Genomic DNA, 16,441 nt, shown 5'->3' with positions numbered 1-16,441 from the left:
TATGAAGAGATATATAATAAAGAACTGCTTATTCATCTTGCTGTTGCTGGGGAGTACCATTGCTGTACATGCCCAGCAACAGGTGCTTACACTGGAGCAGGCTATAGATGTAGCGCTTAAAAACAATTTCGATATTCGTCTGGCAAGGAATACAGCGGAGCTATCTGCTAACGATTACGCCTATGCGAATTTTGCTTTTGCTCCCCGTCTGAATGCTACCGCAGGTTCTACCTGGAGCCGTACGGCCACCAAGCAGGAATTTGTTAATGGCAGCAAACGTGATACGAGCGGCATTAAAGGCAACAACATCAATGCTAACATAAACCTTAGCTGGACATTATTTGATGGCTTAAAGATGTTTGCAACGCGTAATAAACTGGAATCTATCCGCAGTCTCGGAGAGCTCGCCATCAAAGCGCAGGTACAGAACTCTGTTGCCACTATTATTGGCGGCTACTACAACATCGTACAACAAAAACAACAGCTGAGAGCATTGGCAGAACAGATGTCTATCTCTGAAGAGCGGGTAAAATTATCTGATGCAAAATTCAGCACAGGTCTGGCACCCAAAACGGATCTGCTGCAATCCAGGGTAGATCTGAATGCGCAGAAAGCCCTGTATATCCGTCAGCAAACACTGATAGAACAAAGTAAAGCACTGCTTAACCAGCTAATGGCGGTTCCTGCAGAAGCTACCGGGTATGATGTACCAGATTCTATTCCGTTAAACACCGGGTTATCATTCGCCCTTTTGCAGCAGAATATTGCTAACAACAATGCCGCTATCAAAGTACAACAGCAACATGTGAATGTATCTGCCCTTGCTATTAAAGAAAGCCGTGCAGATTATTTTCCGGTGTTGTCGTTTAACTCTGCTTATAACTATGGCCGTAATACTTCCAATGCAGCGTCAAATGCTTTTAGTCCGCGTTTTAGCCGCAATGGCGTATTAAACTATGGCTTAACGGCTTCCATACCCATTTTCAACGGATTCAATGTAAAGCGCCAGGTACAAAATGCCAGGATAAATTTTGAGTATCAGAACATCACGTTAAACAATGTAAGATCGCAGGTAGATCTTTCTCTCAACAATGCTTTTAAAGATTATGAATACTATAAAAAAGCAGTTGCGTTAGAAGAAGAAACAAATGAGCTGGCAAAAGAAAATGCGATGGTAGCACTGGAGCGTTTTAAACAAGGCGTATCTACCACTATTGAAGTAAAATTAGCACAACAAAGTCTGGAAGAATCATACTACAGATTAATACAGGCACGATATAATACAAAACTGGCAGAAACAGAGCTGGGAAGGCTAAATAGTGCATTGGTGCAATAGCAGCTTTTAGTAATTAGCTTTTAGTATTTAGGGCGAAGAAATCAGCGAATATTAATTTTCACTGATTTCTTCGCCCTAAATGCTAAATACTAAAAGCTAATAGCTGTTGTTAACATTCCTGTAACATACGCTGCTTATATTTATAACCGGAATATGCTACAACCTAGAACTATGTCTGATAGCCCTCCAAAATTACTTTTTGAGAAAATATTTGAGGCGAACAATGCAAAGATTTACCGGTTTGCGCTCAAGCTCACAGCGGATGCTGGAAGAGCGCAGGAAATCACACAGCAATGTTTTGTGCGTCTCTGGGAAAACATGCACCAGGTACAGGAAGGGCAGGATGTTTTTCCGTTGCTATTCGTATATGTGAAGCACCTGGTAATTGATGAAAGCCGCAAATTGTATCGCGAGAGAAAAGCACTCTCCCTCGCAGCAATACAAAAATCTGATGTGGATAACAGCAGCGAAAAAATGTTTATCCACAAAGAGTTTCATACACAATTACATAAAGTAGTAGAAAAAATGCCGGAGCAACGTCGCAATGTATATGTACTGAGTCGCGACCATGGCTTTAGCCACAAGGAAATAGGGCAGCAGTTGTCTATTTCTCCTGCTACTGTAAAAAACCATTTAACAGCTGCCTTGCAATACATTCGTAAGGAGCTGCTTACTCATTTCCAATAACCCTTTGTAAGCCATGCGATATTATCATCTTGGCATAGCCTTGTTACTGTGTGCCTGTGGCAAAAAAGATCAACCTGTTCCTGTGCCCTCCGGCCCCGTTACACAACAGGAAATCAATAACTGGGTACTGGATAGTATGCGTTACTTCTACCTGTGGAATGATAATCTGCCACAAAAAGCAGATGCGACAATGGAAACAAGGGCCTTCTTTCAAAGTCTTAAAAATCCTGTTGATCCTTTCTCCCTGATATATAATCCCGGCAATTTTGCTACCATGCCACGCTATATGCTGAATAACTATGGTATGGATTACAGCATAATTGCCTGGCCCGCTGCAACCGGTAGTGCTATAGGAGTGGTAAAACTGGTGATTCCCGGCTCCAATGCAGCTACAGCCGGGTTCAGAAGGGGAAGTTATTTCACAAAAATCAATAGTGCTGCATTAACACCTACTAATGCAGCTACACTTACTGAGCAGGTATTGAAAGATGGTCAGGGTATTTTTACACCGGCTACCATTTCAGGTGGCGTTGTTACGGAAGGCAATCCCGTTACTGTACTGCTGGGTATTGCCACGGAAAATCCCATCTATGCCAAAACCATTATTAACAGTAACAATAAAAAGATTGCGTATCTTTTTTACAATGCGTTCAACGACGCGTATAACAATTCGCTCATATCGGCTTTTCAGGATTTCAAAAATCAGGGAGCTACAGAGCTAATACTCGACATGCGCTATAACACAGGTGGCAGCGTGGCTGCAGCTGCTGTACTCACGGCCCTGACAGCAACGGGGATAACAGAAAAAAGTACATTTGTACAATATAGTGGTAATAAAAATCAGGGCACACAACAACTTAGTTTTGGCGCTACTATGGCTTCCCCGGAGAGTGGATCAGCTATTGCTTTCAGCAGCGTACAATCAGCGGCATTAGCATTATCACGTGTGTTTATTCTAACCAGCCACGAAACTATTTCAGCAGCAGAATTGACCATTAATAATCTCAAGCCTTATACAAAAGTGATTCAGATAGGTGACACTACCTATGGAAAAGATAAAGGCGCTATCAGTATTAAAGATGGCCGTGGCCGCATCACATGGATCATGCATCCGATTACCTATAAGCTTTCCAATGCCAAAGGTGAAGGCAATTATGAAAAGGGTATACCACCGACATATTTGTCGGATGAAATGAATACACAGCCACTGGCTGCTATAGGCGATGTAAAAGATGTAATGATAACAAAAGCCATTTCTATCATTGCCGGTAACGGGCGCACAGCAATTCCTGAAAGCAATACATATACACGCACCTGGTATGTTACACCACAAATGAACAGCGAGTTAATAATACCCCGTTAACAGGTAACATAACAATGGATAAAATACAATTCCTGTCTTTAAAAAAGGCACATTGTAAAAACAATGTGCCTTAAATCAACACTAATCAATAGGGGTTTCATTTAATTTTTTATGGGAGATGTATATGTTTTATTCCATTGTGTCCTTTTTGTGTTGTTACGTTTTGAATAACTGTTTTAGTACCGGTACCCAGTAGCCATAAGCCGGATGTTTTATTATTTGCCGGATAATCTATCAGTACATGTTGCAGTATACCGGAACTATCTTCCTTAACTGATCCGCCAAATGCCAGTCCGCTCTGCAACGGCGTTTCCGGATTATCCCATACAGCTAATGGTTTTGCTGTGGGTGCTTTTCCTAATATCACGATACCGCCGGCAGTTATAATATTAAAGTGAACAGGAAGACGGTCAGTGCCAACAGCATTGATATAAGCCCCGCGTGTGATAACCAGCCCCCCGTTCTTATATTCATCATCAGGTAGAATATTTATAATAGTGCCCGGTTCCATACGCAATGATGCTTCATTGTTTACATACACCCAACCTTTGATATACCAGGAATGACTGGCGGTCAGCAGTGTATTGGAAGCAATAACATGTATGAGCGTATCAGTAACGGGGATTGTTTCCATTTTTGGGCATAAGGATACCGGGTGCAACGTATCTTTCCTGCAACTGTTCATACCAATAACGATCATCATCGTCACAATAATTTTCCATTGCTGAAAGGTTAAAAAACGTATATCCGGCTCCATATAAAAAATTAAATTTCAATGATGCTGCCACCAGGTGTGCCTGCATCGTCGAAAATATGAATAATGTTAAATGACTTATTGCTAAACTGGCCCGAGCCGAAAAAAGACTCTCCGTTTGCCTGTGGTATTACTTCACCTGTAGCAGGATCCTTCAATTGCAGAGCATATGTAACGAAGTCTCCATTGGCATGGAGTGCACGCAAGTAATGTACGGTAGTCTGTAATTTTCCGGATTCCACGCCTTTAATGATTTCGCCTTCCTTTATCTCGCCATTTTCATCAACGTATAACCATGCCACATCCACTTTTTTGTATTGTGCATAATAACTACCTAATGTCAGGTAAAGCTGATATGCGGCTGTGTCCTGCGCAATAGCTGGTGGTGTTCCCACAAAGCCTTTCAGGTTGAGTTCTTTGCTGTAAACGACTTTATATTTTTGGGTAACATTTTTAATAATAGTAATAGTAGTATCTGCAATCAGCGAATCTGTACCTGCTATGTAAAAGCTGAGTTTACCGGTTGTTCCGGCCACCTGGATAGCGCTGCTGGGGTGTTCAGGGTAAAGGGTATCCAATCGCTGCCCATTAAAAAAGACAGTAATTTTGGGCGTATTAGAAAAGTTTGTACATGCATATTCTACTTTCCCAAAATATTGTTCCGCCGGCAATTCTCCTTTCCGGCAGGAAATAACTGTTATCAACAAAACAACAAAAACAGATAACCTTAACATAGATACATTCATATACTTATCAGTTACATGTAATAACGTGCAGGCTTTTCCTGCACGTTATTACTGAGAGGGTAAATTAAAATATTAATTAAATTTTGACCAGCCATTAGCCCAGGTAGTATTACCTGTAGGGAAAGCGCCTGAAGCTTTAACTCCGGCAGGAGCCAATGCACCAGGTACAAAGTTAGCTGCAGAAGAACGGTTAAACGGACTAGCTAACAGGATGCTTCCATTAGGATTAGCAGCAATATAGCCAGTGTTACCGGTTGGTGCAGCAAGGTTGGTAAATATACCGCCGTTTTCAGTAGCGTATGCATTCACAAAACCATGTACATAGTTACCGGATGCAGTAGAAATACCACTGGTAAACTTAGTATAAGTACTACCGAGGTTTGTGTCAAATACAACACCGTTGTTGAATCCTAAGAAAATAGCGTTCTTGATTTCAAACTCAGCATTTCTTCTCAGATGAGCAGCACGGCCATATTTACCGGTACCGGAAGGAGCGCCGTTAGTGATGGAAGCTTTAGCTGCATTTGGTAAACCAACGATAGTGATGTTGTTGTATTTAGCATGGGTAACAGGTGTAGCAGTAGTACCGGTAGCGTTATTATCGCTTTCAAAACCGTTAGACTGGCTTTGATCCGCACGGGTAGTATCTGATAAACCTAAAGCATAAGAAATAGTACCGCTATAACCATTGTCAGTATCAAACATATCATCCAATGCATCTATTGCCAGCAGGTGGGAAGCATTTACTGTACCACCAAACCATTCGAATGCATCATCATTGGCTTTAAATACTTCAACGTAATCAATGGTAGTACCGTTACCAACGCCGGCCAGTGTTAAACCGTTCAGTTCATTGTTCAGCGACAGCGCAAAACCAGCATATTCAATACGTACATAACGCAGAATACCTGAATTATCTGCTGCATTGCTACCACCAAATGTAGCATCAGCCGGAGTAAGATCAGTTACACCTTCTACTCTTGTGGTAGTAGGTACATTGGTAGGTGCATTACCTAACAGCACCACACCTGACCAGTCACCTGAAGCAGGGGTAGTATTCCAACGCTCAGAAGTGAAAACGATTGGTGTTGTGGCAGATTGTCCATCAGCAAGAATTTTTGCATTTTTAGTAACGATAAGACCACCGCCGGCAACACCTGCAGTAGGGCTCACATCACCTAAAATACGTGTTCCCGGCTGGATGATCAGCACATCTGATGAGTCAACATATACAAGGCCACTCAGGTGCCATTCAATACCACTGGTCAACAGAATGGTATCTCTGACAGCATGGCCTGTTCCTAATACACCGCTCAATACAGCAGAAGAAGGTATTACCTGGCTTGCTGAAACAGCACGACCATCATTCATCCTGTTTTCCTTTTTGCAGGAAGAAAAAATTGCAGCTGTCAGTGCAGCTACAGATAAAAGGGCTAATCCAAAGGATTTTGTTTTCATGATTTTGTTTTTTGTAATGTTAAAAAACGGGATTCCTGATCAGGGTATATAAAAAAAATGCGCATATACTTTTGTTTAAAATCTATAGCTGGCCGTTATACTGAAAGTACGTCCGGGGCTGGCTTTATAGTCAATCGCATCAGTTCCTGCTTTGTATAATAACTGTTTGGTGGCTGGTGCTTTTTTCCCTTCTGCAATAGCAGGATCATCATCAAAACGATTTCTATATACCATACTGAAACTATTTAACAGGTTGGATACATTTAGTCGGACTTCCGCTTTTTCTTTCAGAAGATGAAAAGCCAGTTGTGCATCCAGTGCTTCTAAAGGCCGCTCAAACAATCCGAGGGCATAGATTTCATTAGCACGATACATTCTATTGGTTACATAATTATATACCAGGCTAAAGGAAACGGGTTTGGTATCATAGTAAAAACCTGCATTCACCATATAATTGCTGGCGCCACTTTGGGGGCGTTTTTCTTCCGCCTTCACATCCTCCGTCACTATTACCTTCAGCGGATCATTGGGATCCAAACCATTAAAATTGGTGATCATGGGAGTTACACGCGCATCGAGGTAAGTAAAATTACCATAGAGTGTAATGTCGCGCAGTATTTTTACACCTGTAAAACGCAATGATTTTCTTACTTCTGCCTCTATGCCATAATTCTTCGCCAGTTTGTTATTCCTTAACTGAAATACGTTATTAGACGCCTCACGGTAAATTTCCATCGGGTATGCCATCCGCTTATAAAATGCAGAGAAAGACACCATCTCACCAGGCCCCGGATACCACTCATAACGGAAATCATAATGCTTAATGGTGGTAGACCGTACCATACTGCTCACATACAATCCACCTAATTCAAAGTCATATTCTTTGAAGGATGACAACTCCCTTAAATCAGGGCGGATAATACTTTCTGCATAGGCCAAACGCAGATTCATAGATGGACTGAGACTATAAGTAAGATTAGCAGAAGGAAACAAACGGAAGTTCGGCTCTCTGCTCTTCATATCTGTATAATCATATTGTTCTTTATCACCACGGGAATGGTTGATCGTGCTAAACATGGAGTCCAGTGCAGCATTCACACTGTTAAGATTATAATATTCACCTCTAACGCCCCATACCAATCTGAATTTATCTCCGATCTTATTATCAAACATACCATATACAGCATGCAGTGAAGCAGTACGGTGATAATTATCTCCAAACCTGTCTGCTGTTGTTTTCAGGCCATTTTCCGGTGTAAAAAAATTGGCTACAGGTAAATAATATCCTGCGGAATTATCTACACCGTTCGCTGTATTGAATACATAAAAAAGACGGTCTTTACTCCAGCCACCATAACCCGCTTTAAAGGAGTTGCTAAGCGGTATACGGTCTATATTAAATTTAAACGGCACTTGTACTGAAACATCCCAGGTATAATTATTTTCGAGTGCTCTTACCCAGGAGCGGAGTGCCCCGCTGGAAACATCCACAGAAGCTGGTCTGCTCAAATTATAACTATTGGGAACAGTAGCATCAGCTATTGCGTAATCACTCACAAGAATATGGTTATCCGGGCGCTGACGATCCAGTTTTATTTTGCTTCCCATCCACCGCAATTTAATTCCGCTGTTACTTAACACATGCTCACCCCGTAACTGATGCTGCCATAAAGTAGTCATGGCTGTCTGATCAAAGTACCCGGCTGTTTTATAAGTGCTACTGCCATAAGTGCCGGTAGCACCTGATCCTAACAATAATTGCTGATCTAACGTGCGCTGGTATATGCTTTGGAAACTGATGCGGTTCTTTGCATCGCGGTAGCCGATGCCGGCCATCCCACCAAGATTGGTAGTAAACCCGTAACGTTTACCAGTAAAGGCGGCTTCATCATTTTCACGATTTCCTTCAAATCCGGCCCTGCCCATTACCACATCCTGGGTAGCCAATGTATTGCGATAATTTGCGGAAGCGATAATACCAAACTGTCCTTTACCATGCTGCGGCAACACACGCCCTATAGACACCTGGTAATTCTGTGAGGGTTGTGCGTTAAAATTTGTTATGCCCCAGTTATTATTAAAGTGATTCCCTTTTGCATCATTGGCATTAAAGGCAGCTATGATATCATCTTTACTCCTCCAGTCAAATTTGCCCAGTAGCTTACGATGATCCGATGGACGCGCCCAATACTCTTTTCCGTCCAGTGGTAAGGATAAAAAATGCTTACCGGTAGTTTTATCATTATAACTTCCACCTGCGCTTATATTCAGAAAATTCTCCGCAGGAATATCAAGTGTATTTACTTCTACCAAACCGCCTCCAAATTCTGCACTGCGATCGGGCGTGAGCGTTTTTATTACCGTAATATTTTCAATGATATTTGAGGGAATGATATCAAAACTAAAATTCTTCCTGTTCAGTTCTGTGCTGGGCATTACCTGCCCATTCAGCACTGCCTGATTATAACGTTCACTTAAACCACGCACCACCACATATTTATTATCGAGTGTAGATAAACCGCTAATTCTCTTTAACACTTCGCCCACGTTTTTATCAGGCGTCCGTGCAATCAGATCCGCGCTGATACCATCTGTAATAGCAGCGTTATTTTTCTGCAATGCATATAATCCCTCTATAGATGCTTTTTTATAATTGCCTGTTACCGTTACTTCTTTCAGCCTGGAGCCGGCGCTTTTCAACACAATATTCAATGGTGTAATACCAGTGGTGGTAACCTCCACACCTGTTACCTGCCGGCTTTCAAAAGAAATATAGGAAAAGGTGAGTGTGTATTTTCCCGGCTCCAGTTGCAGCTCATAACTACCATCCACATTAGATACAACACCGGTACCACCCTGTACCTGGATCGTAACACCCGGCAATGGTTCATTCTTATTATCTACTACCTTACCGGTTACACGACCACTATTTCTCACTGCGGGCTTTTCAGCATTTCCCTTGCGAACCGCGATGGTACTATTATTGGTCAGTTCTATATCTAATGGTGCATTGTTATCCAGGTATTGCAATACCGTGCTTAATGGGGCGTTCTCAAATTTCACAGCCGTAAATGCACATTGTTTTAAATATTCCGGATCGTAAATAAATGTATATGTAGTTTGTTGTTGCAGCGATTTCACCACGGCTGCGGCATTGGTTTTTCCGGCGGCCAGCTGAATTTTATCTGTCAGTGATTTATAAGATTGTGCCTTCAATAGAAAAGGCATACACCCTATCATAAAAACAAACAGGGGCACCATTCTATAAGGCATACGTTTCCCTGTACAAAATCTGTGTGTAGATTTTTGCATACTTTTTCTCTGATTAAATTGATCGTTTAGTTAACTAAGTTAGTGCTACTGCTTTTTAGTCACCCGGTATGTATGATCGCTTACAAGTACAAAATTCAGGTTATGTACATACGCCAGGGTGGCTAATATCTTGTCCAATGACATATCCATTTTAAATTCTCCGGATACTTTTTTACCCGCAAGTGATTTATCTGCTAATGTTATACTGCATCCATAGCGTTGCTGCAATTTCGTTAACGCATCCGCCAATGTGGTATTCTCAAAGTAAATTTTCCCGCTTTTCCAATCCAGTACTTCCTGCTGTGAAAATGGCTGTAGCACAGGTGTTTGGCCGTTTGTATATTGCAGCATCTGTCCGGGCGATAACACCTTCGTAAAGGTATCTTTTATGCTTACAGCTATTTTCCCTTGTATTAAACTTATCTGTATGCTGCCATCGTCTTTATTGGAGGTGGAAATATTGAATTCGGTTCCTAACACAGTGGAGGTAAGCTGACCAGCATGTACTTTAAACGGACGCTGATCATCGGCCACTACTTTAAAATATCCTTCTCCATTCAACCACAGTTCTCTGTCAGCCTGGTTATACTGATGATTGTAGGCAACGGCAGTATGAGCATTGAGCCATACTTCGGAACCATCCGGCATCGTAAACAATTGTATCTTATTACCATTATTCATCAGTGTATCCCATTTCATGGCCATTAATGGATTTGGATGGCCGGTATGCCACAGCATAGCAATAACTCCTATAGCCCCTAAAATAACGGCTGCTGCCACACTATACCACAGCCGATGGATCTTCGGCTTCCCGTTTTGTTGAGAAGCCTCCCACTTATCCATCAGCAACTCGTCTACCACAGGGGTATCCTGCAGGGCGAGGTAGTCTTCTACCTGCGCTACTTCTTCCTGTGAACAATGTCCTTTAAAATATTTTTCAAGTAATTGTTTATCCATAATCCCTGCGTAGACTGTTTACGAAAAGAGTACGTTTGAAAGGAGCCGGCTTCCTAGTGGAAAAAGCGAGTTAACAATTTGGTAATAATGTGCGGCGATGAACGGGCCATGTATCATTAGCGGACATATATGAATTTAATTAAACTGCAATCGCTTATTGATCAGATATTATTCATTCGGCATGGTTTTATGAATACTATCTGTCTAAAAGTTATAGTACTATGTTACGCCATTTTATCATCGTCTGTAATTGTCTTGTGCTCCTCACCGGTGCTGGTTTTGCACAGGACCTTCGCCTGGTCAACCGCACAGTAAGCAAGGATTCTATCATTCATTTCAATGAACAACCTGGTGCTGGCATTGCGTGGATAAAGAATAAACAGTTCGCTAATGGCACCATAGAATTTGATGTAAGAGGAAAAAATGAATTACAGAAAAGTTTTGTAGGCATTGCATTTCACGGGTTGAATGATTCTACCTATGATGCGGTTTATTTCCGGCCGTTTAACTTCACTGTTCCTGAAGCCGGGAGGAGAGGGCATTCAGTGCAGTACATATCCCTGCCTTTGTACGACTGGTCTTTACTACGTAATGAACATCCGGGTATATATGAAAACTTCATTGATCCGCCACCCAATCCTAATAAGTGGTTTCATGTAAAAATAATAGTTGCCTCACCGGATGTAACGGTGATGGTAAATGGGAAAAAATGTTTGGCGGTAGAACAACTCAGCCCCCGGAAAGAAGGGATGATCGGATACTGGACAGGCGATGGCTCCGGTGGTGATTGGAAAGGACTAAAAATCACCCCAGATAAATAACTATGTTGATTGTTAAGTTAGAAGTGGGCTTTAAGGACGCAGGTTCTTGAAGCTTTTTTGTTTTAAAGACGGTAGTATGATATATAATCAACCAAAAAAATACAAATATGTTATGCATGATAAAAGCTGCCTCATTAAATCAGCAGCAGGTAGCTATAACATCAGCGGCTACACGGAAATAGCAAGTTAATATCAGGCTATCTTTCAGGCGAAAAACGAATTAGTAAAATAATAATATATTTAGATAGGATTCATTATTAAAATTTTTATGAATTCAAATATATTTCCTAATTTGGCTTTACGTTTGTAACCAAACCTGGGCATATAGTTAACCTTATGGGAGTATAGCCCAAACCATATCAAACCTTACACCAATGGCCTTATACACGATTACTACTGTATCGATAGGAGACGAGCAATTCAAGCAGTTTAATGCGCTATGCCTGAAACAATCCCTTGAAGGACATCATGAATTTGAACTAAAAATCGGATACGAATGGTTATCCAAACTTGGTAAAAATCCTATTGCTGCCGGCAAATCATTCCTGGGAAAAGAGATCAGCATATCTATCCAGGCTATTGAATCTGCAGGTGGATTTAAGCCTTTGCTTTTTAATGGCATCGTCACCGCAGTGAGTGCTGGTAAGGAAAATGATGGCACCAACGGTAGTTGTATCCTCCGCGGATCAGGGCCATCTATCCTCCTGGCCGGAGATCCGCATATTCAATCTTATGAACAACAGGATCTCGCATCCATCGTAAATACAGTATTAAAAGCCTGCAATCCCTTTGCCAGCAGGCCGGAAGTAAAACCAGCCAGTAACAACCCGCTTAAATATATTGTACAGTATAAAGAAACAGGGTTTGATTTTCTGCATCGCTTATCACAACGCTATGGGGAATGGTTTTTCTATAATGGCCAGCAAATTATTTTTGGTCAGTATACACCCCAGAAAACCAACCTGGTACACCAGGTAGATCTCATTGATTTTGACCTGGAGCTGAAAATATTACCGAATAACCAGGTGATGAATGGCTATGAATACCGCCAGTACCAGGTACTTGAAGATACTACCGGCAGCAAATCCAATAGCAATACGGACAACTATACACAACACGCCCAATCACTGAGCGACAAATTATACCATCGCACGTCACTGTATAAAGTACCTTACGCCTTCAGTGGCAATGCCAAAGCAGAACTGGATGAACTCACCCGGCGCAGGCAGAAAGGCCGCATGTCGCAGATGGTATTGGTTAAGGGACAAAGCAAAAATACCGGTCTCCGGTTAGGCGATACCGTTAGCATACAGGAAAGTGTACTCTCGCAGGAAGACCATGGCGAATTTATGATCACTGCGCTGGAACATCATTGCAACGGTAACGGAGAATATTATAATACTTTTGAAGGCATTCCTGCTGCAGCGGCAACGCCGCCGGTAAACCTCGAAAACGTACCCCGCTGCGAAGCACAAAGCGCAGTAGTAACAGACAACTACGACCCGAAAGGGTTAGGTCGTATCCGCGTTCGTTTTAACTGGCAAAAAGGGAGCACTCCCTGGATACGCCTTCACCAGCCACATGGCGGTGGCGACAAAGGATTTTATTTTGTGCCAGAAATAGGCGAGGAAGTATGGGTGGATTTTGAAGGAGGCAATGCGGAAGCTCCTTATGCCACCGGTGCTGCATATAACGGTAACGCCAAAACGAATTATGGCGATGCTATGAACAACGTCAAGGTAATCAAAACCCGCAGTGGCCATACGATCCGCCTGGACGATACCGGTGGTCAGGAAAACATTACCATCTCTGATAAAGGTGGCAATATCATCGTCATGGATACAAGCGGTAAAAACATTTCTATCTCAGCACCCGAAAATATAAAAATAACAGCCCGGAATATCAGCATACAGGCAACAGAAAATATAGATGTAAATGCCGGTTTCAATATGAGTCACGCTGCCGGTATGAACATGAGCAACGCCGCAGGCATGAATATACTCCATAACGCAGGCGATTGCCTGAGTCAGTATACCGTAAACGATTACAAGTTAACAGCCACTAATATTACCAAAATAGCCATGGAAAACATGGATGTGCAGGCAAAAAAGATTGAGAAAAATTCAGAAGAAATGAAGATTGATAGTTCAAAGGAAGAGATGACCATCAACTCCGGAAAATCAGTCGCCATCAAAAGTGCTGAGAAATCAAAATTATTCTAACAAATTTCACCTGCCACCATAATTTTTAAATTAAACACCATGGGTGATAAAAACGTTGGTAATCTGCTCATTGTCTGCAAAAAATATACAGAGAACGGCGAGAGCATTCGCTGGAACACTTCCGGGGAAACCGCCCTCAATTGCGGCAAATCCATTAAGATGGCCGGAAAGCAGGATGGGGTTACGTTTCATAAAAATGATCCGGTTGTTTTAAATACCGCTACATCAGTTAAAGTGCTGAAGGTAACTGGTCCTGCCAGTGTGATAAACGAAAACACTTACGAATTTAAAGCCATTGCCTTTAGTGAAACAGTACCCGATAATCAGCTGATGCTGGTAAACTGGGCTTTTTCTTTTGATGGCGGCAACACCATTACCCCATTCAAAAGTGGCACCACAAAAGCAGAAAAAGGCATCGCCTATAAAACCATTACAGTAGCTGGTAATAAACTGGATAAAGAAGTAGCTGTATATGCCTATTTCCGGAAAGTAGATCCTACTATAAAAGCTTCGGCAAAAGTAATTTACCTGCCTCTCTGTGTAGATGTGTACCGCGTACCCGGCCTCAATGAAACCGGCCTGGACATTGCCAATGACATGGCTTTCGGCACCGGCAAAGCACAAAAACCGGTATACACCGCAGCCGAAATAAACGCTTTCACACAAGCTTACCTGAACGATGGTTTTGATCCGCAGCAGCATGCAAAATTTGCCAATGCAGGAACAGACGCGGCTTCTAAGGGTATATACGCGGAGCAACGGGTATTGAATACCGGCACGCTCATGCAGGTATCAAATATGTCGCCAGATGATCTGCTCTTCCTCGACTTCCGGCTCATGGTGGAAACAATGGCCCGCGGCGACCTGAATGATAACATTTACAACATGATCGCCAAATTCAAACGCAGCGAAGGCGGTATCTATGAAAACGGCGCATTGACAAGGGCAGTACAGGCAAACCCTTCCACACAGCGGTTCTGCACAGGCATAGAAGATGAAATGGCCGACAGAATAAAAAAAGGAGCAGGGGAACTGACAGGTATGGAAGATAAAAAAGTGTATTTCGGAGATGAAGCCGGCTATAAAACATCACACCCATACGGACATCCGGCCTTCCCCTTCGGAAGAGACTATAATCTTTTCACCGGGCTCACCATTGCGATCAACGACATGTGGGCATATAAAGTAACGCTCCTCTCTTATAAGCTAACAGGCAATAATTACAACGCCAAATATGAAGTGGTATTATGGGACCATTTCGGATTGGATCTTCCGGACATGGAAAAATTTTATTCCTACGGAGCAGGATTCAGAGCCTGGTTCATTTTACAACACCTCAGAGGATATAAACCCTTTCTGACCAAAGTAAAATTTGAAAAAGAATTTTCTGGTAGCATTCTTGAAGGTGCACAGGAGCGGAAAAGCAAAAGAAAAAAACCAGGGGAAATGTAATCTTATGAAGTATCTTTTTTTAGTAATAATCACTTGTAGCTTATTCTCCTGTAAAAACAGCGCAGATAACCAAACAACAAAAATTATTTATCTCGATAAACTGAAACGTGAAGGACCGGTAAATATCGATGGCGCTGCAAAGCGGGGACTATACCAATTTGCGCTGATTGAAAATGCCCCACTACGGCCGGATAGCTTAAAAAGCTTACTGCTGGGGTATTGCGACAGTCTTGTGAATAAAAAAATGGTGGAGGCAAAGTATGACCGCTATTTCATTCAGTTCTTTAAAAAGTCTGCCGCCACAGAAAGTTACCTGCACGGTAAGAAAGACTTCTGGGACTTGCATAACGATATCATGCAGGAGCTGGAAGAATACCTGGGAGAATATCGTTTTGAACGTTGTAAAACCGACACGCTAAGAGGACAATGGACATTGGAAGTGCATACAAAAGATTATGCTAATACTACTGTAGTGAGTGGTACTTGTCCAAATTAATATATGACCTAATTACTAAGCCATGGCCCTTTTTACACTAGGAAAAATTTTTACCAGTAACAGACCGGAGTTGTTAACCCCTGTGAAACTTCCTCATATTTACACAATAACGCTGGTGTACACCGGAGATGCGGCTGTGACCCTGAAATATAATGCGGAAGTACAACGTCTGTCAGGGAAAGATAATACCCAACATTATTTCCAGGTAACCCGCACAGCACTGCGCATCAATGATCAACCAGCTACAGATTATTTAGCTACAGATCTGGCGGCGCAGTGTGGCAGTGTTATTTATCCGCTGCAACTGCATATAGGTCAGGGTGGGCAGATCTTATCAGTCCCCAATTACAAAGAAATCCTGGTCAGATGGAATGAACGTATGGCAGGGCTAAAACAATACTTTGTTGGCCAGGAAGCGGAAGAATATATTGCTCATACAGATAATACTATTCAAAATCCGGAACTGTTCATACAATCACTCAAACAGGATCTTTTTCTCTCCGCCTGGTTTTCATTGTTATATACCGGCTACAGGAAGCAGTTTACAGTAGATTATCCACTCCAGGCATTTCAGGCACCGATATCCTTTTCAGTAGTACAGGAACGGCCACCTATGGGTGGGCCGCAGGACAATATCCATCAGAAAGGAACACTGATAAGCGAAGCCCTTACAGGCAGTATGGAAATAAAATGTTTGTTGAATAAACCCCGCGATTTCATTCAACAAGTAGAAGGATACTGGGAGTTACAGGAAAATGAGAAAACCCGGACAATAGCTATCAGGGCTATTTGTGTTGAAGGAGAATCATGAAAAATCAGGTTATAAAACAACAGAAT

At 42.1% G+C, this 16,441-nt stretch carries 13 protein-coding genes; 8 read left to right on the top strand and 5 right to left on the bottom strand.

All coding sequences use genetic code 11. The features are described 5' to 3' along the window. The first annotated feature begins 1 nt into the window (after position 1). The 3 genes from CLV51_RS05270 to CLV51_RS05260 all read left to right on the top strand — a co-directional run bounded on the left by CLV51_RS05270 (position 2) and on the right by CLV51_RS05260 (position 3,386). On the top strand, positions 2-1,336 hold the full coding sequence (locus CLV51_RS05270) for a TolC family protein (RefSeq protein WP_106526949.1): 1,335 nt from the start codon (positions 2-4) through the stop codon (positions 1,334-1,336). A gap of 153 nt (positions 1,337-1,489) precedes the next feature. Then, on the top strand, positions 1,490-2,023 hold the full coding sequence (locus CLV51_RS05265; RefSeq protein ID WP_106526948.1) for a sigma-70 family RNA polymerase sigma factor: 534 nt from the start codon (positions 1,490-1,492) through the stop codon (positions 2,021-2,023). Positions 2,024-2,036: 13 nt separating this feature from the next. Then, positions 2,037-3,386: a S41 family peptidase gene (locus tag CLV51_RS05260; RefSeq protein WP_106526947.1), complete on the top strand. Its 1,350-nt coding sequence runs from the start codon at positions 2,037-2,039 to the stop codon at positions 3,384-3,386. A gap of 109 nt (positions 3,387-3,495) precedes the next feature. Here CLV51_RS05260 and CLV51_RS05255 read toward each other — a convergent pair whose 3' ends face one another. The 5 genes from CLV51_RS05255 to CLV51_RS05235 all read right to left on the bottom strand — a co-directional run bounded on the left by CLV51_RS05255 (position 3,496) and on the right by CLV51_RS05235 (position 10,613). Further along, positions 3,496-4,143, bottom strand: a complete 648-nt coding sequence (locus tag CLV51_RS05255) for a hypothetical protein (RefSeq protein WP_106526946.1) — start codon at positions 4,141-4,143, stop codon at positions 3,496-3,498. A gap of 8 nt (positions 4,144-4,151) precedes the next feature. Continuing rightward, entirely contained in the window at positions 4,152-4,886 is a 735-nt protein-coding gene (locus CLV51_RS05250; protein ID WP_106526945.1) for a hypothetical protein, read from the bottom strand. Between the two features lie 72 nt (positions 4,887-4,958). Continuing rightward, on the bottom strand, positions 4,959-6,344 hold the full coding sequence (locus CLV51_RS05245) for a hypothetical protein (RefSeq protein WP_106526944.1): 1,386 nt from the start codon (positions 6,342-6,344) through the stop codon (positions 4,959-4,961). A 75-nt stretch (positions 6,345-6,419) separates the two neighbouring features. Continuing rightward, entirely contained in the window at positions 6,420-9,656 is a 3,237-nt protein-coding gene (locus tag CLV51_RS05240) for a TonB-dependent receptor (RefSeq protein ID WP_245898619.1), read from the bottom strand. Between the two features lie 45 nt (positions 9,657-9,701). Continuing rightward, positions 9,702-10,613, bottom strand: a complete 912-nt coding sequence (locus tag CLV51_RS05235) for a FecR family protein (RefSeq protein ID WP_106526942.1) — start codon at positions 10,611-10,613, stop codon at positions 9,702-9,704. A 221-nt stretch (positions 10,614-10,834) separates the two neighbouring features. Here CLV51_RS05235 and CLV51_RS05230 point away from each other — a divergent pair, with 221 nt between their 5' ends. From CLV51_RS05230 to CLV51_RS05210, 5 genes are all read left to right on the top strand, one after another. After that, positions 10,835-11,434, top strand: a complete 600-nt coding sequence (locus CLV51_RS05230) for a 3-keto-alpha-glucoside-1,2-lyase-like domain-containing protein (RefSeq protein ID WP_106526941.1) — start codon at positions 10,835-10,837, stop codon at positions 11,432-11,434. 374 nt (positions 11,435-11,808) lie between these two features. Continuing rightward, positions 11,809-13,656, top strand: coding sequence for a type VI secretion system Vgr family protein (locus tag CLV51_RS05225; protein ID WP_106526940.1), 1,848 nt, complete (start codon positions 11,809-11,811; stop codon positions 13,654-13,656). Positions 13,657-13,695: 39 nt separating this feature from the next. Then, positions 13,696-15,108, top strand: a complete 1,413-nt coding sequence (locus tag CLV51_RS05220) for a DUF3289 family protein (protein ID WP_106526939.1) — start codon at positions 13,696-13,698, stop codon at positions 15,106-15,108. Between the two features lie 4 nt (positions 15,109-15,112). After that, positions 15,113-15,604: a hypothetical protein gene (locus CLV51_RS05215; protein ID WP_106526938.1), complete on the top strand. Its 492-nt coding sequence runs from the start codon at positions 15,113-15,115 to the stop codon at positions 15,602-15,604. Positions 15,605-15,626: 22 nt separating this feature from the next. Further along, positions 15,627-16,415, top strand: coding sequence for a hypothetical protein (locus CLV51_RS05210; RefSeq protein ID WP_106526937.1), 789 nt, complete (start codon positions 15,627-15,629; stop codon positions 16,413-16,415). Positions 16,416-16,441 lie beyond the last annotated feature (26 nt).

Source organism: Chitinophaga niastensis (assembly GCF_003014755.1).
Lineage (GTDB): Bacteria > Bacteroidota > Bacteroidia > Chitinophagales > Chitinophagaceae > Chitinophaga > Chitinophaga niastensis.
The sequence above is the reverse complement of the archived record's forward strand: the minus strand, read 5'-3'. Positions and strand labels throughout refer to the sequence as shown.